This window comes from Variovorax sp. GW821-FHT09D04, from assembly GCF_059416405.1.
Map to the genome: position 1 here is coordinate 18,783 of NZ_JBWKPA010000013.1, position 24,548 is coordinate 43,330.

Annotated in this window: 21 protein-coding genes; 14 read left to right on the forward strand and 7 right to left on the reverse strand. The window is 68.2% G+C overall.

Features of this window, described 5'->3' with window-relative positions; genetic code table 11:
- Nucleotides 1-27 precede the first annotated feature (27 nt).
- Together AC07O4_RS28165 and AC07O4_RS28170 are read left to right on the forward strand one after the other, a co-directional pair.
- Nucleotides 28-765, forward strand: a complete 738-nt coding sequence (locus AC07O4_RS28165) for an amino acid ABC transporter permease (protein ID WP_062471835.1) — start codon at nucleotides 28-30, stop codon at nucleotides 763-765.
- On the forward strand, nucleotides 765-1,454 hold the full coding sequence (locus tag AC07O4_RS28170; RefSeq protein WP_495306255.1) for an amino acid ABC transporter permease: 690 nt from the start codon (nucleotides 765-767) through the stop codon (nucleotides 1,452-1,454). Before AC07O4_RS28165 ends, AC07O4_RS28170 begins: the two co-directional genes overlap by 1 nt.
- Before the next feature lie 7 nt (nucleotides 1,455-1,461).
- Here AC07O4_RS28170 and AC07O4_RS28175 read toward each other — a convergent pair whose 3' ends face one another.
- Both AC07O4_RS28175 and AC07O4_RS28180 read right to left on the reverse strand, forming a co-directional pair.
- On the reverse strand, nucleotides 1,462-3,540 hold the full coding sequence (locus AC07O4_RS28175) for a TonB-dependent receptor (protein ID WP_495306287.1): 2,079 nt from the start codon (nucleotides 3,538-3,540) through the stop codon (nucleotides 1,462-1,464).
- A 373-nt stretch (nucleotides 3,541-3,913) separates the two neighbouring features.
- On the reverse strand, nucleotides 3,914-5,506 hold the full coding sequence (locus tag AC07O4_RS28180; protein WP_495306256.1) for a phospholipase D family protein: 1,593 nt from the start codon (nucleotides 5,504-5,506) through the stop codon (nucleotides 3,914-3,916).
- Nucleotides 5,507-5,680: 174 nt separating this feature from the next.
- On the opposite strand from AC07O4_RS28180, the gene AC07O4_RS28185 reads away from it, so the two are divergent.
- Genes AC07O4_RS28185 through AC07O4_RS28200 form a run of 4 tightly spaced genes read left to right on the forward strand, consistent with a single transcriptional unit; the run spans nucleotide 5,681 to nucleotide 11,382 of the window.
- Complete coding sequence (locus AC07O4_RS28185) at nucleotides 5,681-7,777, forward strand: TonB-dependent siderophore receptor (RefSeq protein WP_495306257.1); 2,097 nt, start codon at nucleotides 5,681-5,683, stop codon at nucleotides 7,775-7,777.
- A gap of 29 nt (nucleotides 7,778-7,806) precedes the next feature.
- Nucleotides 7,807-9,009: a PepSY-associated TM helix domain-containing protein gene (locus AC07O4_RS28190; RefSeq protein WP_492734055.1), complete on the forward strand. Its 1,203-nt coding sequence runs from the start codon at nucleotides 7,807-7,809 to the stop codon at nucleotides 9,007-9,009.
- Entirely contained in the window at nucleotides 9,006-9,218 is a 213-nt protein-coding gene (locus AC07O4_RS28195; protein ID WP_070059960.1) for a hypothetical protein, read from the forward strand. Before AC07O4_RS28190 ends, AC07O4_RS28195 begins: the two co-directional genes overlap by 4 nt.
- Nucleotides 9,219-9,255: 37 nt before the next feature.
- Complete coding sequence (locus AC07O4_RS28200; protein ID WP_495306259.1) at nucleotides 9,256-11,382, forward strand: TonB-dependent receptor domain-containing protein; 2,127 nt, start codon at nucleotides 9,256-9,258, stop codon at nucleotides 11,380-11,382.
- A gap of 75 nt (nucleotides 11,383-11,457) precedes the next feature.
- Here the strand turns inward: AC07O4_RS28200 and metK are convergent, their stop codons facing one another.
- A complete protein-coding gene (gene metK / locus AC07O4_RS28205) occupies nucleotides 11,458-12,642 on the reverse strand; it encodes a methionine adenosyltransferase (RefSeq protein ID WP_062471813.1) in 1,185 nt (394 codons plus the stop codon).
- 233 nt (nucleotides 12,643-12,875) lie between these two features.
- Between metK and AC07O4_RS28210 the strand changes: the two genes are divergently transcribed.
- Nucleotides 12,876-13,775 (forward strand): lysophospholipid acyltransferase family protein, encoded by a 900-nt coding sequence (locus tag AC07O4_RS28210; RefSeq protein ID WP_095948316.1) that lies wholly within the window; start codon nucleotides 12,876-12,878, stop codon nucleotides 13,773-13,775.
- A complete protein-coding gene (locus AC07O4_RS28215) occupies nucleotides 13,772-14,656 on the forward strand; it encodes an LpxL/LpxP family acyltransferase (RefSeq protein WP_095743746.1) in 885 nt (294 codons plus the stop codon). The genes AC07O4_RS28210 and AC07O4_RS28215 overlap by 4 nt, the downstream gene beginning before the upstream one ends.
- A 95-nt stretch (nucleotides 14,657-14,751) precedes the next feature.
- Here AC07O4_RS28215 and AC07O4_RS28220 read toward each other — a convergent pair whose 3' ends face one another.
- Entirely contained in the window at nucleotides 14,752-15,663 is a 912-nt protein-coding gene (locus AC07O4_RS28220) for an alpha/beta fold hydrolase (RefSeq protein ID WP_495306260.1), read from the reverse strand.
- Nucleotides 15,664-15,753: 90 nt separating this feature from the next.
- A complete protein-coding gene (gene yihA / locus AC07O4_RS28225; protein WP_095948319.1) occupies nucleotides 15,754-16,491 on the reverse strand; it encodes a ribosome biogenesis GTP-binding protein YihA/YsxC in 738 nt (245 codons plus the stop codon).
- A gap of 71 nt (nucleotides 16,492-16,562) precedes the next feature.
- On the opposite strand from yihA, the gene AC07O4_RS28230 reads away from it, so the two are divergent.
- The 5 genes from AC07O4_RS28230 to msrQ all read left to right on the forward strand — a co-directional run bounded on the left by AC07O4_RS28230 (nucleotide 16,563) and on the right by msrQ (nucleotide 22,667).
- On the forward strand, nucleotides 16,563-17,234 hold the full coding sequence (locus AC07O4_RS28230; protein WP_062471798.1) for a c-type cytochrome: 672 nt from the start codon (nucleotides 16,563-16,565) through the stop codon (nucleotides 17,232-17,234).
- Nucleotides 17,235-17,355: 121 nt separating this feature from the next.
- Nucleotides 17,356-19,536 carry a cytochrome c biogenesis protein ResB gene (locus AC07O4_RS28235; RefSeq protein ID WP_495306261.1) on the forward strand — a complete coding sequence of 727 codons (2,181 nt, stop codon included), beginning with the start codon at nucleotides 17,356-17,358 and terminating at the stop codon, nucleotides 19,534-19,536.
- Complete coding sequence (gene ccsB, locus AC07O4_RS28240) at nucleotides 19,533-20,852, forward strand: c-type cytochrome biogenesis protein CcsB (protein ID WP_447787563.1); 1,320 nt, start codon at nucleotides 19,533-19,535, stop codon at nucleotides 20,850-20,852. Before AC07O4_RS28235 ends, ccsB begins: the two co-directional genes overlap by 4 nt.
- A gap of 116 nt (nucleotides 20,853-20,968) precedes the next feature.
- Nucleotides 20,969-21,982: a protein-methionine-sulfoxide reductase catalytic subunit MsrP gene (msrP, locus tag AC07O4_RS28245; RefSeq protein ID WP_159278438.1), complete on the forward strand. Its 1,014-nt coding sequence runs from the start codon at nucleotides 20,969-20,971 to the stop codon at nucleotides 21,980-21,982.
- A 31-nt stretch (nucleotides 21,983-22,013) separates the two neighbouring features.
- Nucleotides 22,014-22,667, forward strand: a complete 654-nt coding sequence (gene msrQ, locus AC07O4_RS28250) for a protein-methionine-sulfoxide reductase heme-binding subunit MsrQ (RefSeq protein WP_492743948.1) — start codon at nucleotides 22,014-22,016, stop codon at nucleotides 22,665-22,667.
- A gap of 7 nt (nucleotides 22,668-22,674) precedes the next feature.
- Here msrQ and lysA read toward each other — a convergent pair whose 3' ends face one another.
- On the reverse strand, nucleotides 22,675-23,952 hold the full coding sequence (lysA, locus tag AC07O4_RS28255) for a diaminopimelate decarboxylase (RefSeq protein WP_495306262.1): 1,278 nt from the start codon (nucleotides 23,950-23,952) through the stop codon (nucleotides 22,675-22,677).
- On the reverse strand, nucleotides 23,949-24,200 hold the full coding sequence (gene lptM / locus AC07O4_RS28260; RefSeq protein WP_495301729.1) for an LPS translocon maturation chaperone LptM: 252 nt from the start codon (nucleotides 24,198-24,200) through the stop codon (nucleotides 23,949-23,951). Before lptM ends, lysA begins: the two co-directional genes overlap by 4 nt.
- 12 nt (nucleotides 24,201-24,212) lie before the next feature.
- Here lptM and cyaY point away from each other — a divergent pair, with 12 nt between their 5' ends.
- Nucleotides 24,213-24,545, forward strand: coding sequence for an iron donor protein CyaY (gene cyaY / locus AC07O4_RS28265; protein WP_062471779.1), 333 nt, complete (start codon nucleotides 24,213-24,215; stop codon nucleotides 24,543-24,545).
- The last annotated feature ends 3 nt before the right edge of the window (nucleotides 24,546-24,548 follow it).

Below are 24,548 nucleotides of genomic sequence, written 5' to 3' on the forward strand. Positions count from 1 at the left end.
CCGAACCGCCTCCCGGCACCTTTCGCGATGCACTACACCTGGGATTGGTTGATCTTCTTCAAACCCTCGGTCACGGGGGAGGGCCTGTACGGCCTGATGCTCGTGCGCGGGTTGCTGTGGACGGTCGCGCTGTCGCTGCTGGCCTGGACGCTGGCATTGGGCCTGGGCCTGATCGCCGGCGTGGCCCGCACGCTGCCCCACCGGACGGCGCGCACGCTGTCGGCGGTGTACATCCACTGCTTTCGCAACACGCCGCTGCTGGTGCAGCTGTTTCTCTGGTACTTCGTGGTGCCCGAGCTGTTGCCGACCGCCTGGGGCCATGCGATCAAGCAGATGAACCCGACCGCGAACCAGTTCCTCACCGTGCTGGTGGGCCTCACGCTCTACACGGCGGCGAAAGCGGCCGAGCAGGTGCGCGCGGGCATCGAGTCGGTGCCGCGCAGCCAGAAGCAGGCGGCCATGGCGATGGGCCTGGGAACCGTGGCGGCCTATCGGTACGTGATCCTGCCGCAGGCCCTGCGCATCGTCATCCCGCCGCTGACCTCGGACTTCCTGAACGTGTTCAAGAACTCGGCCGTCGCGCTGACGATCGGGCTCATGGAGCTCACCGGGCAGACGCGCCAGCTCAGCGAGTTCAGCGCCCATCCCTTCGAAGCCTTCATCGTGGCGACGCTCATCTACATGGCGATCACCTACGGCGTGATCGTGCTGATGCGCCGCATCGAACATCGGGTGCGGGTGCCCGGGCTGCTGGGCGCCGCGTGATGGGCTACGACTTCGATTGGGTCGCCCTGCAGCGCGCCTGGCCCTACCTGCTGCAGGGCCTGCAGATGACCGCCTTGCTGGTGGCGGCCTCCATGGCCGCGGGCATCGGCCTGGGAACCCTGCTGGCGATCACGCGGATCTTCGCGCCGCGGCCGGTGGCGGCGCTCGTGGCGGGGTACGTGAACCTGTTCCGCTCGATCCCGCTGATCCTCACGATCCTGTGGATCTACTTCCTGATGCCGGTGGTGCTGCGCGCCGTGACCGGCGACCCGAACCTCGGCGTCGGGCCGATCTACGCCGCGCTCGTGGCGTTCGTGCTCGCGGAGTCCGCGTACTACTGCGAGATCATCCGCGCCGGCATCGGCAGCGTGCGCGCCGGCCAGCTGCAGGCGGCGCAGTCGCTGGGGATGTCGCCGGGGCAGGCCCTGCGGCACGTGATCCTGCCGCAGGCGTTTCGCAACATGACGCCCTCGCTGATCAACCAGACCATCGCGCTGCTCAAGGACACCTCGCTGGTCTACGTGATCAGCCTGAACGACTTTCTCGGCGCCGCCAGCAAGGTGGGACAACGCGACGGGCGCGTGGTCGAGGTCTACATCCTGGTCGCCGTCGTCTACCTGGTGCTGTGCACGGCGGGCGCCTGGTGGGTCACCTGGCTGCAACGGCGCAGGACAGCGGCGGCGACCTGAGGCCTTCTCAGAACTTGGCGCGCAAGGTCAGCTGCACCTCGCGCCCCGGTCCCGGCAGGATCAGGTTGTCCACGCTGCCGTGGGCCGAGACGTAGTACTTGCGGTTGGCGATGTTCTTCAGGTTCAGCGCGATCTCGTAGCGCTCGGTCTTGTAGTTGGCCGCGAGGTCGGCGGTCAGGTACGAGGGCAGCGTGACGAGGTTGCTCAGCGAGGCATAACGCGCGCTGACGTAGTTCAGGCCGCCGCCGGCGCTGAAGCCGTGGCCGAGATCCTTCATGGCCCACACGAAGGCCGAGTGGCGCGGCGTGAGCGCAGCGGTCTTGCCCTGCACCGGGATCGCGGCGCCCACGGGCAGCTGCAGCGAGCTCACGGTGGCGAGCGACTTGGTCATCTTCGCGTCGAGGTAGGCATAGCCCGCGCTCACGTCCCAGCGGCCCGGCAGGCGGCCGTTGAGCGCGAGCTCCAGGCCGTTGGTGCGTTGCGTGCCGACGTTGATCTGGCGGCGCGGGTTGTTCGGGTCGGTGTTCTTGATGCCCGAGCGCTCCAGGTTGAACAGCGCGGTCGTGAGGTTCAGGCCGCCGTCGAGCAGGTCGAACTTGGCGCCGATTTCCTTGTTGACGGTGATTTCGGGTGCGTTGTCGATGTTGCCGGTGGACAGCGCGAAGTTCTCGCCCGAGGGCTGGAACGAGCGGCTGTACGACACGTAGTACGACTGCACCGTGTCGGGCTGCCACACCACGCCGGCGCGCGGGCTGAACTTGCGGTCGGTGCGTTCCAGCGGCGCGAGCTTGCGCTCGAAGCTGGTGTCCTGCTTGAACACGTCGTAGCGCCCGCCGATCAGCGCCTTCCAGTGCGGCGCCAGCGTGATCTGGTCCTGGAAGTACACGGCTGCGGTCTTGAACTCGCTGTTGCTCGGGATCGCGCCGTCGGCGAGGTAGGTGGCCAGCGGGATCGGCAGCGGGTCCGCCACCGGGCTGAACAGGTTCACGCGCTGCGCTCCTGTGGCGGAAGACACGCTGAACAGCCGCTTGCGCTGCACGCCGAACTCGGCGCCGACCAGCCACTCCTGCTTGAAGCCGCCAAGGTCGTTGCGCCAGGTCAGGTCGGTCTGGTTGAACCAGCCGCTCTCGTCGCGGTCGACGATGCCGCGCGTGCGGCCCACCGTCAGGCGTACCGGGTCGGTGGTGCCGCTGGGCAGCGTGTTGTTGCGGTCCAGGTGGTAGCTCGAATAGCGCGTGGTGTTGCGCAGGCTCAGCGCGTCGCTGAAGCGGTGGTTCAGCGTGGCGGTGAAGGTCTGCACCTTGCTGGTCACGGTGTCGTCGCGCTTGCCGTGCGCGGAGCCGTAGTAGGCGCCGATGGGCACGTCGACCGGGCGGCCGTTGAGCGCCGGAATGCCGAAGTCGGTGAGGCGCTGGTCGCGCAGGTTGGTGTACTGCAGCAGCAGGTCGGTCTGCGGGCTGAACTTGATCGCGAGCGAAGGCGCGATGTTGTGGCGGTCGGTGAACTGCTGGTCGCGGTAGCTGTCCGACTGCTCGCCCGCCACGTTCAGGCGGAAGGCCATGTTCTCGCCGATGGGTGTGTTCAGGTCGATCGTGCTGCGCGTGTAGTGGTGGCTGCCCAGGCCCAGCGAGACCTCGCCGAAGCGGCGCTCGAACACGGGCTTCTTGGTCACGCGGTTGATCAGGCCGCCCGAGGAGCCGCGGCCGTAGAGCACGGCGGCCGGGCCCTTGAGCACTTCGATGCGCTCGGTGTCCGAGAGGTCGCGGAAGTACAGCGCGTCGTCGCGCACGCCGTCGACGAACCAGTCGGAGATGCCGCTGAAGCCGCGGATCACGACCTGGTCGCGCTGGCCGTCGCCGTGGTTGAAGCTCACGCCCGGCACGTTGCGCAGGGCGTCCTGCATCGACACGGCGCCCTGGTCGCGCAGCAGCTGCTCGGGCAGCACGTTGACGGCCTGCGGCACGTCGCGCAGCGGCGCGCTGCCCTTGGTGGCGGTGCTGGCGGCGGCGGGGGCGTAGCCCTTGTCGTCCTCGGCGCTGACGGTGACTTCCTTCAGGGTCGAAGCGGCGGTCTGTGCCAGCGCCATGCCCGACAGCGACGCGAGGGCGGCGCCGGCCAGCAGCGAAAGGGGCCACAGCGGGCGCGAGGGGGTGGCGGTGCGGGTGGCGGTGCGGGAGGAGGGCTTCATGTTGTCCGGTTGTGCTTGTTCTTGGAGGGCGGCGCCGCGCAGGGGCAGCCGTACGCGACAACGCCCTTCGTCGCGAGAGACGAAGGGCGTTGTCGTGCCCTGCCTTGAACTGGAAATGTCTGGGTGAGGCAATGGCGCAGCGCGGACGGAAGAAGCTCCGTGGCTGCACGCCATGACGGCCGCTGGACGCGGCGGGCTGAATTCTAAAGAGCTAAATGCGAGGCGTTTGCATTTGTGGCGAGGATGCGACGCGGGGCCGCCCGCTCGCGGCTCACAGTTGGTCGGTCGGCACGAACCACGAGAACAGCAGCAGCTGCAGGCGCGTGAGCATGCTGGAGTCGGGCTCGCTGTCGAGCACCTCGTTGTGCACATCGCCGGTGCCGATCCATTGCACGTTCTGGCCGTCGGGCTTGAGCACGACGCGGTACACGCCTTCCATGTCGTCCAGCTGGTAGGCGAAGAGCAGCGCCTGCGTGAGCTCGAAGCTGCGCACGCGCACGCCGAACTCGGTGTTCAGCAGGGCCGAGCGCGGATCGAGGTTCATCGAGCCCAGCAGCACCCACTGGCGGTCGACCAGCGCCAGCTTGGCGTGCAGCCGCCCGCGGGCCTTCTTGAGCAGGCTGCGGAACTGGCCGCTGCGCTTGAGCTGCTGCGTGCTCACCTCGTACAGGTTCACGCCCAGCTTGAGCATGTCGACGCGGTAGCGGTTGTAGTTGATGTTCACCAGGGGCTCGTCGCTGTCGGCCAGCGAGTTGGTGACCACCGTGATGCTCAGGCCGTGGTCGCGGCCCATGCGGATGCGCTCCATGCCCTCGTCGCCGGGAATGAAGTAGGGCGAGATCACCACCACGTTCGACTTCGCGGCGCCCAGCATCTCGTGGAAGCGCTGCGCCAGCGACTCCTGCGGGCGCGCCATCGTGCCCAGGGCCTTGTTCGGGCTGTCGGCGGTGGCGGCGGCCTCGGCGCGGATCCAGCGCGTCTCGCCGATGTTGTCCAGCTGCGCGCCCAGCGGCAGGTCGCCCAGCAGGTCGGTGGCGGCCAGCGGGTCGGGCAGGGGCGCAAAGGCGGGCGAGGTCGCGGCGTCGAAGGCGGCCTTGAGCTCGTCGGGCGTGAGCGTCGTGCCGGCCATGCGCTGCAGCGGGTAGACCACGTCGCTGTTCCAGTAGGTGTCGAAGATCCCGGCCGACTGCGGCACCACCGGGCCGGCCAGCAGCAGCTCGAAGTCGATGAAGTTGGCGCTCTCGCTGCGCAGGAAGTACTCGTCCGCGAGGTTGCGCCCGCCGGCGATGGCCATGGCCCCGTCGGCGATGAACAGCTTGTTGTGCATGCGGTGGTTGAGCCGCCGGAAATCGCCGAAGAACTCGAGCCAGCGCATCGACGAATGGTCGCGCGCGTTCACGAAGGGGTTGAACAGCCGCACCTGCGCGTTGGGCTCGGCGGCCAGCCCGAGCAGCAGGCGGTCCATGCCGGCGGTGTAGAAGTCGTCGAGCAGCAGCCGCACGCGCACCCCGCGCCGGGCGGCGTCGCGCAGTTCGCGCAGCAGCAGGCGGCCGGTCTTGTCGTTGCCGAGCTGGTAGGTCTGCACGTCGAGCGAGGCTCGGGCGCGGCGGATGAGCTCCAGCCGCGCATCGAGCGCGAAGGAGGCCTCGATCAGCGGCCGCATGCTCGACAGCCCGTCGGGCGGTGAGTCGAGGCTGGCGGCGGCGTGGCCGAGCGGGGTGGCGGACGAAGCGGGAATGGCGATCGAGGGCGGCCCATCGGGCAGGCGCGGCGGCAGGCCGGCGCAGCCGGTGAGCACCAGCACGACCAGCACCAGCGCCGGGCCGCGCAGCGCAGGAAACAACGAGGCGAGGAGCTTGAGCATGGGGCCTGTCAGCGCACGCAAGGGCGTGCGGGCGGCATCGTAGCCCGGCTCGCGGCAGCGACCGCGGCGGTTTTGCAACGCTTCGGCCCCGGGTGCTGGAAAACCCGTGGACCGCGACTTTCTTGACAATAGAATGCGAATTGTTATCAATAGTGTTCAATGAGCAATAAAAACATGGCAAGAATGAGGGCGCGGCGCAGGGCCGCTTCGGTGCTGGTGGGCTGTCTGGCGATCTACGCGCAGCAGCACGTTCTGGCGCAAACGGGCGGTACGGGCTCGCTGCCCGAAGTGCGCGTCGATGCGAACGCCGAAGCCGAAACCGCCACCTCGCCCGTGATCGGCTACCGCGCGAAGAACGCCGTCACCGCCACCAAGACCGACACGCCGCTGTCGGAAACGCCACAGTCCGTCACCGTGATCACGCGCGACCAGATGGTCGACCAGGGCGCCAACAACCTGCAGGACGCCCTCAACTACGCGGCAGGCGTGCGCTCCGACGCCTACGGTGTCGATTCGCGCACCGACTCGATCCGCGTGCGCGGCGCCTACCCCGACATCTACCTCGATGGCCTGCGCCAGGCCTACGGCTACTACACCAGCACGACGCGCACCGAGCCCTACACGCTGGAGCGCCTCGAAGTGCTGCGCGGCCCCTCGGGCATGCTGTTCGGCGCGGGCACCGCGGCGGGCGTGGTCAACATGGTCAGCAAGCGGCCGCTGCAGGAGGCCCAGCGCGAGGTGGGCGTGCAGTTCGGCAGCTTCGGCCGCAAGCAGGTGCAGGCCGACCTGACCGGTCCGCTGAATGCCGATGGCTCGCTGTCGTACCGGTTGATCGCGCTGCAGCGCAAGTCCGATTCGCAAGTGGACAACGTGCCCGACGACCGCAGCGTGATCGCGCCGTCGCTCACCTGGCGGCCCAACGCGGCGACCTCGCTCACGTTGCAGGGGCTGTGGCAAAAAGACAAGAGCGGCAGCAGCTCGCAGTTCCTGCCGTGGGAAGGCACCTTGCTGCCGAACCCGAACGGCCGCGTGCCGGCCAGCCGCTTCATCGGCGAGGCCGGCGACTACTACAACAGCGAGCGCCAGACCTTCGGCTGGCAGTTCGAGCACAAGTTCAACGACAGCTGGACCGTGCGCCAGAACTTCCGCTACGCGAAGAACGAAAACGACAACCGCTACCACTACGGCGGCGCGTTCAGCGGCTTCGACAGCTGGTCGACCGACCCGATCTTCAAGCGCGTGTTCCCCCGCTACTTCGACAGCCAGCTGACCCGCAACCGCACGCAGACGCTGGACAACCACGTCGAGGGCCACTTCCAGACCGGTGCGCTCAAGCACACGCTGCTCGTGGGCGCGGACTTCGCGCGCCAGCGCGAGAACGTCTGGGGCGGCACCACCGCGGACACCATCGACCTCTACGCGCCGGTGTACGGCCACGTGGACGAACCCGAGCGCGTGGCGCGTCCGCGCACCCGCCAGCGCCAGACCGGCCTGTACCTGCAGGACCAGATCAAGCTCGACAACTGGATCTTCGTGGCCGGCCTGCGCCATGACCGGGCCGTGTCCAGCGCCGCCGGCAGCGACGAGCAAAAGAGCAGCGCCACCACCAAGCGACTGGGCGTGATGTACGCCCATCCGTCGGGCTGGTCGCCGTACCTGAGCTACAGCGAGTCGTTCACGCCGCAGTCGCCGCGCGAAGGCCGCATCTTCTCGCCGCTGCGCGGCGAGCAGTGGGAAGCGGGCGTCAAGTACGAGCCGAAGAACCGCGCCATGGCCTTCAGCGCCGCGGTGTACGACCTGCGCGAGAAGAACCAGATCGTCGAAGAGCAGCCGAAGGTGTTCTCGCAGCGCGGCCTGACCAAGACCCGGGGTGTGGAGCTGGAAGCCAAGGGCTCGGTGGGCGCCAACCTCGACCTGATCGCCCACTACAACTACACCGACGCCGACGCGCAGATCGAAGGCCTGCCCAAGCACCAGGCCAGCTTCTGGGCCAAGTACAGGTTCTCGGTGGCCGGCATGAGCGGCTTCTCGGCCGGCGCCGGCGTGCGCGTGATGAGTTCGTTCCGCGACACCCAGTTCGGCAGCGGCCCGCGCATCCCGGGCGTGGCACTGGCCGACCTGGTGTTTGCTTACGATACGGCCCAGTGGCGCTATGCGCTCAACATCAACAACGTGACGGACAAGGTGTACTTCAGCACCTGCCTCTCGCGCGGTGACTGCTGGTACGGTGCGCGCCGCAACATCGTGGCGAGCGCCACCTACCGCTTCTAGCCTTTTTCCACCCAACGACGCACGACGACATGGACAGCCGAAAGATCAAGACCTGGGCCTGGGTGCACAAGTGGAGCAGCCTTGTCTGCACGGTGTTCATGCTGCTGCTGTGCATCACCGGCCTGCCGCTGATCTTCCACCACGAGATCGGCCACCTGCTGGGCACCGAGGTCGAGGCGCCGAAGATGCCGGCGAACACGCCGCGCATCAGCCTGGACAAGGTGGTCGAGATCGGCCGCGCCAAGCACCCCGATCGCGTGGTGCAGTTCGTCTCGCAGCCCGAGGACGACGACGGCCTGTGGTTCGTCACGCTCACGCCCACGCCCGAGCCCACCGAAGACTTCAAGTCGGTGGCGGTCGATGCGCGCACCGGTGTCGTGCTGGCGCAGCCGGAGTTCAGCCAGGGCTTCATGTACATCATGTTCAAGCTGCACGTCGACCTGTTCGCCGGGCTGCCGGGCAAGCTGTTCCTGGGCTTCATGGGCCTGCTGCTGCTGGTGGCCATCGTCTCGGGCGTGGTACTGTACTCGCCGTTCATGCGCAAGCTCGACTTCGGCACCGTGCGGCGCGAGAAGCGCCCGCGCCTGAAGTGGCTCGACCTGCACAACCTGCTGGGCATCGTCACGCTGGTGTGGCTGTTCGTGGTGGGCTCCACCGGCATGATCAACACCTGGGCCGACCTGATCATCAAGTACTGGCAGTACGACCAGCTCAGCACGCTGCTCGCGCCCTACAAGAACGAGCCGGTGGTGCCGGTGGCCGAGCGCGGCTCGCTGCAGCGCTCGATGGAAGGCGCGATGCAGAAGGCGCCCGGCATGAAGCTGTCGTTCATCGCGTTCCCGGGCACCTCGTTCTCGAGCCCGCACCACACGACCTTCTTCCTGCGCGGCAACGAGCCCTTCACCTCGAAGCTGCTGCAGCCGGTGCTGGTCGATGCCAAGACCGCAGAGGTGACGGCGGCGCCGAAGATGCCGTGGTACCTCACGGGCCTGCTGGTGTCGCAGCCGCTGCACTTCGGCGACTACGGCGGCATGCCGATGCAGATCCTGTGGGCGCTGCTCGACATCGCGACCATCATCGTGCTGGGCAGCGGGCTGTACCTGTGGCTCAAGCGTGGCAACACCGTGCCGGCACGGACTGCCACGACTGCGGCGCCCGCCACGGAGCGCGCGCCGCCCTCGGCATCGGGCCCGCAGCCCGACCCGGCACCGGCCATGAAGGTGCAGGCATGACGACGCACCACAAGGCACCGCACCAGTCCTTCTGGCGCATGTGGGGCTGGCCGATCGCGCTCGGCGTGATGACCACCGTCGGCCTGATCACCGCGCTGTTCAGCGATGGCGGCCTCGGCGACATGGTGGCCTGGGTGGGCCTGGGCATTCCGGTGCTCGTGTGCGCCTGGTACGGCTGGCGCCGCTCGCCGCGCACGGGTTCCCGCTAGGCGGAAGGGGCAGGGCACCGACGCAGAATCGGTGCCGATGAATGCCGCACTCTCCTACCCGCTTCGCCTCCTGATCCTGGGCGCTCCGCTGGCCGTGCACGGCCAGCAACCCGCCACGTCGCCGGCCGGCACGCTGCGCGATGTCACCGTTTCCACGCCGCGCGGCACGCTGTCTCCGTTTCTCGTGCCCGGCTCGGTCGACCGCGTCGAAGGCGACGAGATGCGCGACAGCCGGATGCAGGTCAACCTGTCCGAGAGCCTGGGCGCCGTGCCCGGTCTGCAGGTGCAGAACCGCATGAACTATGCGCAGGACCTGCAGCTGTCGGTGCGCGGCTTCGGCGCGCGCTCGACCTTCGGCGTGCGCGGCGTGCGCCTGTACGTCGACGGCATTCCGGCCACCTTGCCCGACGGCCAGGGGCAGACCTCGAACATCGACATCGGCTCGGTCGATCGCGTCGAGGTGCTGCGCGGGCCGTTCTCGGCGCTGTACGGCAATTCGTCGGGCGGCGTGGTGCAGGCGTTCACGGCCTCGGGGGAGGGCGCACCGCGCTTGTCCTATTCGCTGGCGGGCGGCAGCTTCGGCAGCTGGCGCCAGTCGGTGCAGCTCAGCGGTTCGCAGGGCGCGGTCGACTACCTGCTCGGCGCGAGCCACTTTCGCACCGACGGCTGGCGCGAGCAGAGCGCCGCGCGGCGCAACATCGCGAACGGCAAGCTGGGCATCGCGCTGGACAACGGCGACAAGCTCACGCTGGTGTTCAACAGCGTGCGCATCGAGGCGCAAGACCCGCTGGGCCTGACGGCCGAGCAGGTCGCGCAGGCACCGCGCAAGGCGCCGCTGGCGCTGCAGTACGACACGCGCAAGACGGTCGAGCAGACGCAGGTCGGCCTGCGCTACGAGCGGCGCCTGAATGCCGAGCAGGCGCTGCAGTTCATGGTCTATGGCGGCGAGCGCAAGACCGTGCAGTTCCAGTCGATCCCGCCGTCGGCGCAGCAGAGTCCGCTGCATGCGGGCGGCGTGATCGACCTCACGCGCCAGTACGGCGGCGTCGACCTGCGCTGGACCGCCGCGCTGCAGCTGGCCGACCGGCCCTTCGACCTCGTCGCGGGCCTGGGCTACGACAGCCTGCGCGAGCGCCGCCGCGGCTACGAGAACTACCTGGGCCCGGTGGCCGCGCCCCTGCTGGGCGTGCAGGGGCGGTTGCGCCGCAACGAGCGCAACGAGGTCTGGAACCTCGATCCGTATGCGCAGGCGGCCTGGCGTTTTGCCGAGCGCTGGACGCTCGAGGCCGGCGTGCGCCGCAGCCGCGTGCACTTCGATTCGCACGACCTGTACATAGCCGGCGCCAACCGCAACGACAGCGGCAGCGCGAGCTACAGCAAGACCCTGCCCGTGGCCTCGCTGCGCTACCAGGCCACGCCCGATCTCGCGGTGTACGGCTCGGTCGGTCGGGGCTTCGAGACGCCGACGCTCAACGAGCTGTCGTACCGCCCGGGCGGCGCGAGCGGGCTCAACTTCGGGCTGCGGCCGTCGGTGAACGACAGCCTCGAAGTGGGCGCGAAGGCGCGGCTGGGAGGAGGCCTGCTGACGGCGGCGCTGTTCCACACCCGAACGCGCGACGAGATCGTCACCGCCACCAACAGCGGCGGCCGCGCCACCTTCCAGAACGCGGGGCGCACGCGGCGCAACGGCTTCGAGCTGGGCTGGCAGCACGAAACGGCCGACCACTGGCGCACGCAGGTGGCCTACACGTGGCTGGACGCGAACTACCGCGATGCGTTCTGCTCGCCGTCGCCTTGCGCGGGCAGCAATGCGGTGAACGCGGGCAACCGCATCCCGGGCATCGCGCGGCAGTCGCTGTTCGCCTCGCTCGGCTGGGTGCCGCCCGAGGGCTGGCGCGCCGGTGTCGAGATGCGCGCGCTGAGCCGCATCCAGGCCAACGACCTGAACACCGCGAGCGCGCACGGCTACGCCGTGGCGGCGCTGTACGCCGGCTACCTGAAGAAGTGGGCGCGCTGGGACTTCAACGCCTTCGCGCGCGTCGACAACCTGTTCGACCGGCGCTACATGGGCTCGGTCATCGTCAACGAAGGCAATGCGCGCTTCTACGAGCCCGCGCCGGGCCGCAACTGGACGGTGGGCCTGAGCGGCGCGTACCGCTTCTGAGCGAACGCGCCATGAAAGGAAAAGGCCCGCCGCCCCGAGGGGACGGCGGGCCTTGAGGCCCGGTAGTCGCAGTGCTTACTTGAGGCCGGCTGCGGCGCGCAGTGCGGCCGCTTGCGTCGTTGCTTCCCAGGTGAACTCGGGCTCTTCGCGGCCGAAGTGGCCGTAGGCGGCGGTCTTCTGGTAGATCGGGCGCAGCAGGTCGAGCATCTGGATGATGCCCTTCGGACGCAGGTCGAAGTGCTCGCGCACGAGCTCGGCGATCTTCTCGTCGGGGATCACGCCGGTGCCTTCGGTGTAGACCGTGATGTTCATCGGCTGGGCCACGCCGATGGCGTACGCCACCTGGATCTGGCACTGGCGCGCCAGGCCGGCGGCCACGATGTTCTTGGCCACGTAGCGCGCGGCGTAGGCGGCCGAGCGGTCGACCTTCGACGGGTCCTTGCCGGAGAACGCGCCGCCGCCGTGCGGGCAGGCGCCGCCGTAGGTGTCGACGATGATCTTGCGGCCGGTGAGGCCGCAATCGCCCTGCGGGCCACCGATGACGAAGCGGCCGGTCGGGTTGATCAGGTAGCGCGTGTTCTGCAGCCATTCCTTGGGCAGCACGGGCTTGATGATCTCCTCGATGATGGCTTCGTTGAACGAGGCCTTCATCTTGGTCGGCGTCTCGCTCTGGTCGGGGCTGTGCTGCGTGGAGAGCACCACGGTGTCGATGCTGTGGGGCTTGCCGTCCACGTAGCGCATCGTGACCTGGCTCTTGGCGTCGGGGCGCAGGAAGGGCAGGCGGCCGTCCTTGCGCAGCTGGGCCTGGCGCTCCACGAGGCGGTGCGCGTAGTAGATCGGCGCGGGCATCAGCTCGGGCGTCTCGTCGCAGGCGTAGCCGAACATCAGGCCTTGGTCGCCGGCGCCGGTGTTCAGGTGGTCGTCGGAGGCGTGGTCCACGCCCTGGGCGATGTCGTTGGACTGCTTGTCGTAGCAGACCATCACGGCGCAGCCCTTGTAGTCGATGCCGTACTCGGTGTTGTCGTAGCCGATGCGCTTGATGGTGTCGCGCGCGACCTGGATGTAGTCGACGTGCGCGTTGGTCGTGATCTCGCCGGCAAGCACCACGAGGCCGGTGTTGGTCAGCGTTTCGGCGGCGACGCGGCTGCGGGGGTCTTGTTCGAAGATCGCGTCGAGGATCGCGTCCGAGATCTGGTCCGCGACCTTGTCGGGATGGCCTTCGGAGACCGATTCGGAGGTAAAGAGAAAGTCGTTCGCCACTGTGGTCACTCCTTGAAGTTCAATTGGCGCGTTGCCAACTCTGCGGAGCCCTGGCGAACGCTTTAGCAGATGTCGACGTATCGACGGGACACAATCGCATTCGCGCTTGTGGGTGTCGCCCTGCAAGTTGTTCCGTAACTCGGCGACAATTTGCATTCTATTCGAGCCGCGCAATACCATGCGCGCGCGTCCGCCTTTTGACCCTCCCTGACTCTCCCCCCCCTCCCCGTTCAATGATCACCCTGTTCCGCCTGCTTGCCCGCGTGCCGATGCCGTTGATGCATCGGCTCGGCGCCTTGCTGGGATGGCTGGTCTGGTGGTGCGCGCCGGATTACCGCCGCCGCTTCAAGGCCAACGCCGAGAGCGCCGGCTTCTCGCCCGCGCAGTACCGTCCCGCCATCGCCGCCGCCGGCCACATGGCGTCCGAGCTGCCCTGGCTGTGGCTGCGCCCGCAGGGCGAGAGCGTGCTGACGCGCGTGGTGCGCTGGGAAGGCGTCGAGGCCTTCGAGGCCGCGATGCGCGCGAAAAAGGGCGTGATCCTCGTGGCGCCGCACCTGGGCAGCTGGGAGATGTGCGGCCAGGCCATCGGCGAGCGCTTTCTCGCGGACTTCGGGCCGATCACCGCGCTGTTCCGTCCGGCGCGCAAGAAATGGATGGCCGACCTGATCGCCGCGGGCTCGCGCGACCGGCCCGGCCTGCAGACCCTGCCGACCAACAACACCGGCGTGCGCGGCCTGATCCGCACGCTGCGCAGCGGCGGCTACACCGGCATCCTGCCCGACCAGGTGCCGCCGCTGGGGCAGGGCGTGTGGGCGCCTTTCCTCGGTCGCCCCGCCTACACCATGACCCTGCTTCCCCGTTTGGCCCAACAGACCGGTGCCGCCTGCTTCCTCAGCGTGTGCGAGCGCCTGCCGCGCGGCGCGGGCTACGTGATCCGCTTCGAGCCGATCGTCGGCACCGCGCTCACCGACCCCGAGGCCTCCATCGAGGACGCCGCCGCCGCCATGAACGACGGCATCGGCCGCCTGATCCACAGCCTGCCCGGGCAGTACGTGTGGGACTACGCGCGCTACAAGGAGCCGCGCGGCGAACCCGCCGTGGTGGCCAATGCCGCCGGAGGGGCTGCGCCATGAGCCTCAGTTCCCGACTCGGTATCGGCTTCATGCGGGTGCTGGCCCCGCTGCCCCTGCCGCTCGTGCGCGGCTTCAGCAGGGTCCTCGGCCGCCTGCTGCACACCATCGCCGTGCCGCGGCGGCGCGTGGTCGACCGGAACTTGGCCCTGTGCTTCCCCGAAAAATCGGAGGCCGAGCGCCGCGCCATCGCGCGAGAGACCTTCGTCTTCGTCGCGCAGTCCTGGCTGGACCGCAGCTGGCTCTGGCATGCGCCCGAACAGGTGGTGAAGAGCCGGCTCAAGATCGTCGGTTCTGCCTCTGAAATCCGCGAGATCGCCGAAGGCGACGCGCCGATGATCCTGTTCGCGCCGCACTTCTACGGCCTGGACGCCGCGGCCACCGCGCTCACCATGCACACGGCGCGCCCGTCGGCCACGATCTACACGACCCAGCGCGACCCGATGGTCGACGCCTGGATCCGCGAAGGCCGCACGCGCTTCGGCGACGTGGCGGCGCTCAACCGGGTGGACGGCATCAAGCCCATCCTCGCGGGGCTGCGCAAGGGCGGTTTGCTGTACCTGCTGCCCGACATGGACTTCGGGCGCGACCAGACCATCTTCGTGCCCTTCTACGGCGTGCAGGCGGCCACCGTGCCGTCGCTGTCGCGCTTCGCGCGCCTGGGCAAGGCCAAGGTGGTGCCGGTGGTGGCCAAGCTCACGCCGGGCGGTTACGAGATTCAGGTCCTGCCGGCGTGGCAGAACTTCCCCACCGACGACGTCGAGGCCGACACGGCGCTCATGAACGAGCGCCTGCAGGGCTACATCGACACGATGCCGTCCCAGTACTACTGGGTGCATCGCAGGTTCAAGACCCGCCCCGAGGGCGAGCCGCCGATCTATTGAAAGCCCCCCGGCTTTTCACTTCGCTTCGCTGCGTGTAACTCCACCCCCCGAGGGGGAGGCGCGGCCCGCCTTGGGGCGGCCCGGCGGCGGCCGCCTCAATTGCGGGCCAGGAAGCCCTCGATCTCGCGCGCGACCAGCTGCGGCTGCTCGTGCACGATCCAGTGGGTGGCGTTCGGCACCTTCTTGACCTCGAGTTGGGGCACGTAGTCTTCCAGCCCTTCGAGCAGGCCCGGCAGCAGCGCGGCGTCGTCGAGTGCCCAGAACACGAAGGTCGGCATGGTCACCGTGAGGCGTTCGCGCGGCAGCACCGGGATGCTGTCGATGGTCTGGCCCGGCAGCGGTGGCTTCATCGGCGTCACGCGGTACAGGTTGCAGGCGCCCGTGAGGCCCGCGCTCCAGACTTCGCGGTACTGCTGCTTCACTTCCTCGGTGAGCCAGCCGAAACCGTCCGGGCCGGCCTTCATCAAGAGGAAGAAGGGCCACATGCGCTTGAAGTCGTCCGCCGCGAGCAGGGCTTCGGCGTCGGGGCGCGCCAGGAAGTGCATGTAGGCACTGGCCTGCTGCTGCGCCGGGTTGTTGCGCAGCTCGCGCGTGAAGGTGCCCGGGTGCGGCGAATTGATGATGACCAGCTTGCCGACCTGCTGCGGGAAGGCATTGGCGTAGCCCCAGGCGAAGGCGCCGCCCCAGTCGTGGGCCACCAGCGCGGCCATGGTGCCGTCGGCGCTCTCGGTGGCCACGAGCTGCTGGATGTCCTGGATCAGCAGGTGGGCCTTGTAGTCGGCCACTTCCGTGGGCGCGCTGGACTTCTCGAAGCCGCGCAGGTTCGGCGCCACGCAGCGGTAGCCGCCGTGGGCCGGGTCCGAGAAGTAGGCGAGCAGTTCGTCCCAGATGAACGCGGCTTCGGGAAAGCCGTGCAGGAACACCATCAGCGGCTGGCCCGGCTTGCCGGCGGCGCGGCAACTCAGGGTGGTGCCGTTGGGCAGGCTGCGTTGGAAGGTCTCGATCATGCTTCGTGTCTCCTTGGGTTGACTGTCGCTATTGTTTTGATAGTGAACTTCGCAGGCGAGGCGCTCGATGCAGCCGGTTCCTCTAGCGCATCAGGCGTCTTCGGCCGGTGGCGGCGCGGGCGTTGGCGCGGCGTCGTCGGGATGCACCCAGCGCCACAGCAGCTCGGCCGCTTCGCCGACCCCTTGCTTCTTCAGGGCCGAGAACAGTTTGACCTCGCCGCCGCCGGCGTTCAGTCGCGTAATCGACAGCACCTTGGCGGCTTCGGTGCGCGTGAGCTTGTCGGACTTGGTCAGCAGCACGAGGAATTTCAGGCCCTGCTCGACGCGCGGACGGATCACGTCGAGCAGGATCTCGTCGAGCTCGGTCATGCCGTGGCGCGGATCGCACATCAGGACAACCCCGCGCAGACTTTCGCGCGTCATGAGGTAGTTGCCCATCACGCGCTGCCAGCGCAGCTTGGCTTCCTTCGGCACGGCCGCGTAGCCGTAGCCGGGCAGGTCGGCCAGCACGGCGTCGTCGACCTTCTGCTTGCCGATGCCGAACAGGTTGATGTGCTGCGTGCGGCCCGGCGTCTTCGAGGCGAAGGCCAGCCGTGTCTGCTGCGTCAGGGTGTTGATGGCGGTCGATTTGCCGGCGTTGGATCGGCCGACAAAAGCGATCTCGGGCAGGTCGACCGGGGGCAGGTGCTCCAGCTGCGGAGCGCTGGTCAGGAAGTGGGCGGTGTGCAGCCAACCGAGGGCCACGCGCTCGCGTTCAGCGACCTGCGGGTCCACGGCAGGGGCCGCGCGGGGAGGATAAGCGGCGGACTTGGCGCGCGGGGAGGTCATCAATGGGCTTTCGGAACGGGGCGCCATTGTAGAATCGCGGGGTTTTGCGCCATAAATTCGAAGCCCCCGATATGAAGTTGTTTGCCAATATTCTGCTTGCAGCCCTCATGGGCGTCGCAGCCAGCGCGAGTTTTGCAGCCGATGAGCATGCAGCTGCCCCCGCAGCGGCAGCCGCCAAGCCGGCCAAGCCCGATCCCGCCAAGGGCGACACGCTGTTCAATGCGACGCCGGCCAACAGCCAAAGCTGCGCTTCGTGCCACAACGCGGACGGCAACTCGGCCATCGCAGCCAACCCCAAGCTGGCGCAACAACACCCCGAATACATCCTCAAGCAGCTGCAGGACTTCAAGTCCGGCAAGCGCAAGAGCGCCATCATGAAGCCGCTGGCCTCGGCGCTGTCCGAAGAAGACATGCGCAACATCGCCTGGTTCGTCGGCTCCAAGAAGATCAAGCCGGGCTTCTCGAAGGAGAAGGACACGGTCGCCCTCGGCGAGAAGATCTACCGCGGCGGCATCGGCGATCGCCAGATCCCGGCCTGCGCCGGCTGCCACAGCCCGAACGGTGCCGGCCTCCCGGCCCAGTACCCGCGCCTGGGCGGCCAGCACGCCGACTACACCGTGACCCAGCTCGTGGCCTTCCGCGACAACGTCCGCCTGAACAGCTCGCCCATGAACGGCGTGGCCGCCAAGCTCAACGACCGCGAAATCAAGGCTGTCGCCGACTACATCGCCGGCCTGCGCTGATTTCCGTCGTCGCGCTGTCCAGCGTGAACTAACCGCCGATAAAAATCCCAAACAAAGGGCGGGCCGATCCAGGAGGATGGCCCGCCCTTTTGTTTTTTTCCTCTTTCCTGGTTCCCTCCCGATGACCGTTTCCACCCATGGCCTTCGCGTGCATCGCGGCCCGCAGCTGCTTCGCGCCGCGGTGGAACTGCTGTCGTCGATGCGCTTCGCGATCGCGCTGCTCACGGTCATCTGCATCGCCTCGATCATCGGCACCGTGCTCAAGCAGCACGAGCCGATCAACAACTACATCAACCAGTTCGGGCCCTTCTGGGCCGAGCTGTTCCGCACGGCGCGGCTCGACTCGGTCTACAGCGCCTGGTGGTTCCTGCTGATCCTGCTGTTCCTGGTGATCAGCACGTCGCTGTGCGTCGCGCGCAACACGCCGCGCATCCTGATCGACCTGCGCACCTTCAAGGAAGACATCCGCGCCCAGAGCCTCAAGGCCTTCGGCCAGCGCGCCGAGAACCGGCTGGCGGAAACGCCCGACATGGCGGCCAACCGCATCGGCCAGCTGCTGGTGAGCGGCGGCTGGAAGGTCAAGCTGCAGCAGCGCAACGCCAGCGCCGACGGCAAGGCCTCGGCCGGCTGGATGGTCGCGGCGCGCGCCGGCGGTGCCCACAAGCTGGGCTACATCGCGGCCCACAGCGCGATCGTGCTGGTGTGCATCGGCGGCCTGCTCGACGGCGACCTGGTGGTGCGCGCCCAGACCTGGTTCAACGGCAAGAGCGTGTTCACGGGCGGCGGCATGATCGCCGACGTGGCGCCCGAGCACCGCCTGTCGACCGCCAACCCGACCTTCCGCGGCAACATCCTCGTGCCCGAGGGCGGGCGGGGCAACGTGGCCATCCTGAACCAGGCCGACGGCGTGCTGCTGCAGGAGCTGCCGTTCACCATCGAGCTGAAGAAGTTCATCGTCGACTACTACTCGACCGGCATGCCCAAGCTGTTCGCCAGCGAGGTGGTGCTGCACGACCGCGAGAGCGGCGAGCAGGTGCCCGCGCGCATCGAGGTGAACCATCCGGCCAGCTACAAGGGCGTGGAGATCTACCAGTCGAGCTTCGACGACGGCGGCTCCACGGTGAAGCTCAAGGCGGTGCCGATGGCGGCCGCGGCCAAGCCCTTCGAGGTCGAGGGCATCATCGGCGGCCCGAGCACCGAGATCACCAACGGCAAGGACAAGCTCACGCTCGAGTACGCCGCGCTGCGCGTGATCAACGTCGAGAACTTCGCCGACGGTGGCGCCATGGGCAGCGGCGCCGACGTGCGCAAGGTCGACCTGCGCCACGGCATCGAGTCGCGCCTGGGCGCCGCCAACAAGACCAACAAGCCCAAGGTGCTGCGCAACATCGGCCCGAGCATCGGCTACAAGCTGCGCGACGCGGCCGGCCAGGCGCGCGAGTACCAGAACTACATGGTGCCGGTCGACGCCGGCGACGGCCAGCCGGTGTTCCTGCTGGGCATGCGCGAGAAGCCCGAGGAGCCGTTCCGTTACCTGCGCGTGCCGGCCGACGAGCAGGGCTCGATGGACGGCTTCGTGCGCATGCGCACCGCGCTGGGCGACCCCGCCACGCGCGAGCGCGCCATCGAGCGCTACATCGCCAAGGCGACCGACCCCAAGCGCCCCGAAATGGCCGAGCAGCTGCGCGTGTCGGCCGCCCGCGCGCTGGCGCTGTTCTCGGGCGCCGAGCGCGCCAAGGCCGACGCCGCGTCGCAGGGCGGCTGGCAGGCGATCGCCGAATTCATGGAAGCCAACGTGCCCGAGGCCGAGCGCGAGCGCGCCGGCACGGTGCTGGTGCGCATCCTCAACGACGTGCTGTTCGAAGTGCTCAACCTGAGCCGCGAAGGCGCCGGCCTGGCCGCGCTGCCGAACGACGAGAAATCGCAGGGCTACCTGACGCAGGCCGTGCTGGCGCTGAGCGACGCGCACTTCTACCCGGCGCCGGTCGCGATGATGATGACCGACTTCACCCAGGTGCAGGCCAGCGTGTTCCAGGTGGCGCGCGCCCCTGGCAAGAACATCGTCTATCTGGGGTGTCTGTTGCTGATCGTCGGTATTTTTGCCATGCTGTACGTGCGCGAGCGCCGCCTGTGGGTGTGGCTGACACCCGGCGGCGGCGCCTCTGGAGACAACGACGGCCGCGAAACGGTCGCCACGATGGCGTTCTCGGTCAACCGCAAGACCCTGGACAGCGATCGCGAATTCGAGCACCTGAAGCACAGGTTGCTCGCCCTGAAGAAAGAAGAACCGGCGTCACCATGAACACCACGACCCTCACGCTCCACGAAAGCTGGCTCTCCCGCCGCAACCTGTTCGACTGGGTGTTCGCGGCGCTGGTGCTGGCCGGCGGCGCGTTCGCCTTCATGCGCCACGCCGGCTCGATGGACAGCTACGAAAAGCCGATCCTCGTGGCCGCGCTGGTTTCGGTCATCGGCATCTGCTGGTTCTGGCGCCCGCTGCGGGTGCTGGCGCTGGTGGTGGCTGCGGCCTCGCTGCTGGCCATCAGTTCCTACCAGGGCGACCTGGCGCGCGCCGACTCGGTGTTCTGGCTCAAGTACTTCCTGTCGAGCCAGTCGGCCATCCTCTGGATGAGCGTGCTGTTCTTCATGAGCACGCTGTTCTACTGGATCGGCTTCGCCGCCGGCAAGCAGCAGGCCGACACCTTCGACCTGATCGGCTCCCGCCTGGCCTGGGCGGCCGTGACCATGGCGCTGATCGGCACCATGGTGCGCTGGTACGAAAGCCATCAGCTCGGCCCGGACATCGGCCACATCCCGGTGAGCAACCTGTACGAAGTGTTCGTGCTGTTCTGCTGGCTGACGGCGGCGTTCTACTTGTACTTCGAAGAGCGCTACAACACGCGCGCGCTGGGTGCCTTCGTGATGCTGGTGGTGAGCGCGGCGGTGGGCTTTTTGCTCTGGTACACGATCGTGCGCGAGGCGCACGAGATCCAGCCGCTGGTGCCCGCGCTGCAGAGCTGGTGGATGAAGCTGCACGTGCCCGCCAACTTCATCGGCTACGGCACCTTCGCGCTCGCGGCGATGGTCGCGTTTGCGTACCTCATCAAGGAACAGGCGAGCGAGACCCGCTGGTACAAGCTCACGCCGATCTGGCTCCTGGGCGTGGCGCTGTGCTTCGTGCCGGTGGCCTTCCGCCAGCGCGTGCAGGAAGCCGGCGGCAGCTACTGGGTGATCTACGCGGGCATCTCGGCGCTGATCGCCGCGGGCATCCTGCTGGGACGCAAGCGCATCGCGGCGCGCCTGCCGGCCAACGAGGTGCTCGACGACGTCATGTACAAGTCGATCACCGTCGGCTTCGCCTTCTTCACCATCGCGACCGTGCTCGGCGCCCTGTGGGCGGCCGATGCCTGGGGCGGCTACTGGAGCTGGGACCCGAAGGAAACCTGGGCGCTGATCGTCTGGCTCAACTACGCGGCCTGGCTGCACATGCGCCTCGTGAAGGGCCTGCGCGGCACCGTGGCGGCCTGGTGGGCGCTGGCCGGCCTGGCCGTGACCACCTTCGCCTTCCTCGGCGTGAACATGTTCCTGAGCGGGCTGCACAGCTACGGCACGCTGTAAGCGCAGGCCTGGCGCCTTTTGCGAAGAATTGAAACCACGCGCCGCCATGGCGCGTAACCAAACCGGGGCATGTCACGAACTACCCTGAGCACAACGATTCACGCGAAAGGCCTGCCATGTCGTTCCATTCCCGTTCGCACCGTCGCGACACCCAGGGTTTCACCCATCCGCTGTCGAGCGAGATCACGCCGCGCGCCGCCTACGAAGGCCGGCGCGACCTGCTCAAGCTGATGGCCGGCGGTGCCGCGGGTGCGGCGCTCGCCACCTTCGCCGGGCGCGAGGCCTTCGCCCAGGCGACCGGCCCGCACAAGCTGGCCCTGCTGCCGGGCGCCAAGTCGGCCGTGCCGGGCGCGCAGACCATGGAAAAGCTCACCGACTACAAGGACGCGAGCAGCTACAACAACTACTACGAGTTCGGCGTCGACAAGGGCGATCCGGTGAAGAACGCCGGCACGCTCAAGACGCGGCCGTGGACCGTGGAGGTCGAAGGCCTGGTCAAGAAGCCGGGCAAGTACGGCATCGAGGACCTGCTCAAGCTCAGCGCGCAGGAAGAGCGCATCTACCGCCTGCGCTGCGTCGAGGGCTGGTCGATGGTGATTCCGTGGGTCGGCTATTCGCTGGCCGAGCTCATCAAGAAGGTCGAGCCGCAGGGCAATGCCAAGTTCGTCGAGTTCGTGACGCTGGCCGACCCGAAGACCATGCCCTTCGTCGGCTCGCGCGTGCTCGACTGGCCCTACACCGAAGGCCTGCGCATGGACGAGGCGATGCACCCGCTCACGCTGCTGGCTTTCGGCATGTACGGCGAGGTGCTGCCCAACCAGAACGGCGCGCCGGTGCGGCTCGTGGTGCCATGGAAGTACGGCTTCAAGTCGGCCAAGTCGATCGTCAAGATCCGCTTCGTCGAGAAGGAGCCGAGCACGGCCTGGAACAAGGCGGCGGCGCAGGAGTACGGCTTCTATTCGAACGTGAACCCGAACGTCGACCACCCGCGCTGGAGCCAGGCGACCGAGCGCCGCATCGGCGACGGCGGCGGCCTGTTCGCAAAGCGGCGCAAGACCGAGATGTTCAATGGCTACGAGGCGCAGGTCGGCCAGCTCTACGCCGGCATGGACCTGAAGAAGAACTACTGAGCGGGCGCGCCCGCCCGGTCGTTGCGCCATGCTGAACAAGCTGCTCATGCACCCGGCGACCAAGCCGGTCGTCTTCCTGCTGTGCCTGCTGCCGTTCGCGCGGCTGGCCTTCGGTGCCTTCACCGACGGGCTGGGCGCGAACCCGGCCGAGTTCCTGATCCGCGCGACGGGCGACTGGACCCTGCGCTTCCTGTGCATCGTGCTGGCGGTGACGCCGCTGCGCGTGATCGCCAAGCTCAACGCGCTGGCGCGGCTGCGTCGCATGCTGGGCCTGTTCGCGTACTTCTACGTGGTGCTGCACCTGCTGTGCTACAGCTGGTTCGACATGGGCTTCGAGTGGGGCGAGATCGCCAAGGACATCGCCAAGCGGCCGTTCATCCTGGTGGGCTTCTCGGCCTTCGTGCTGCTGACGCCGCTGGCGGCCACGTCATTCAACCGCGCGATCAAGGCGATGGGCGCCAAGCGCTGGCAGCTGCTGCACAAGCTGGTCTATGTGATCGCGGGGCTCGGGCTGCTGCACTTCTTCTGGATGCGCGCGGGCAAGAACAACTTCGCCGAAGTGTTCGTCTATGCCGCGATCATCGGGGTGCTGCTGGCGTGGCGCGTCTGGAATTTCGCGCGCAAGCGCCAGGCCAGGCCCGCAGTGGCCGTGCGCGGCAGCGAGAAGCCGCTGCGCACCGGCTGAGACCGGATCAGCCGTCGATCTCGGCGCGCAGCTGGTCTTCCATCGTCTCACGGCGACGGATCAGCTTCGTTGTGGCGCCGCTCACCAGCACCTCGGCCGCACGGCCGCGCGTGTTGTAGTTGCTCGCCATGCTCATGCAGTACGCGCCGGCCGACAGCACGGCCAGCAGGTCGCCGGCCACCACGTTGAGTGCGCGGTCGCGGCCGATCCAGTCGCCGCTTTCGCAGACCGGGCCCACCACGTCGTAGGTCGGTGCGTCGCCGGCGCGCTCGCGCAGCGGCACGATCTTCTGGAAGGCCTGGTACATCGCGGGGCGCGGCAGGTCGTTCATGGCCGCGTCGACGATGCAGAAGTTCTTGTCTTCGCCGGGCTTGGTGTAGAGCACCTCGGTCACGCAGACACCGGCATTTCCGACCAGCGAACGGCCGGGTTCGATCACCAGCTTACGCTGGCCGAAGCCGCGCGCGTCGAGCTTGGCGAGCAGCTGCTGCCACAGCGCATCGGCCTTGGGCGGCACTTCGCCGTTGTAGTCGATGCCCAGGCCGCCGCCGAAGTCCAGGTGATGGATCGGCACGCCGGCGGCCTCGATGGCTTCCACCAGGTCGAGCACGCGGTCGCAGGCGTCCAGGTAGGGCGAGGCTTCGGTGATCTGCGAGCCGATGTGGCAGTCGATGCCGACCACCTCGAGGCCCGGCAGCCGGGCGGCGTGCTGGTAGGCCTGCACCGCGCGGTCGTGCGCGATGCCGAACTTGTTGCCCTTCAGGCCCGTGGAAATGTACGGGTGCGTCTTCGGGTCGACGTTCGGATTGATGCGGATGCTGATCGGTGCGCGCACCTTCTCGGCCAGCGCCACCTCGTTGAGCACGTCGAGCTCGGCTTCGCTCTCGACGTTGAAGCAGGCGATGCCGGCCGCCAGGGCCTGGCGCATCTCGGCGCGCGTCTTGCCGACGCCCGAGAAGATGATCTTCTTCGGGTCGGCGCCCACGGCCAGCACGCGCGACAGCTCGCCGCCCGAGACGATGTCGAAACCGCAGCCGGCTTCGGCGAACACGCGCAGTACGCCGAGCGAGGAGTTGGCCTTCATGGCGTAGCAGATCAGTGCCTCGCGGCCCTCGAAGCCGCGCTGGTAGGCGGCCAGGGCATCGAGCATCCACTGCTTCGAATAGACGAACAGCGGCGTGCCGTGCGTGCGTGCCAGCGCGTCGAGCGCGACGCCTTCGACGTGCAGGGCGCCGTCGCGGTGGGCGATGTGGGCGTGGCCGGGCAGGGGGGTGTTCGTCGTCATTTCTGGGGGGAGGCGGGGGCGCTGCTGGCTGCGGCGGGCTTGGGGGCCGCTTCGTTGTCGGCGGCTTTGGAGCCGCCGGGGGTGAGCAATTGGGGCAAGGTGGCGCGCTGGGCGGCCGCTGGATCGGTAGGCAGATAGAGCGCGCCGCGCTGTCCGCACGCCGCAAGGCCGGCCGCGCTGGCGGCAAGGCAGACCATGAGCGCGGTGCGGGCGCGAGCGCTCACTAGAATTTGGCGAACATTCAACATGCTGAAATTGTAATGACCGACACCGAGTACATGGACCGCGCCGAGGCGGCGCTTGCTGCCATCGAGCAGGGCTGCGACCGCATCAACGACGCGACCGACGCCGACATCGACAACCAGCGGGTCGGCGGGATGATCACGATGTCGTTTCGCAACGGCAGCCAGCTGATCGTGAACCTGCAGAAGCCGCTGCAGGAAATCTGGCTGGCGGCGCGCTCCGGCGGCTACCACTACCGGCACGACGGCCGGGTGTGGGTGGACACCAAGACCGGGGAAGAATTCTTCGGCAACCTGTCGCGCGAGGCGACCCTGCAGGCGGGGCAGCCGCTGGTGTTCGCGGCGGCCTGAGCC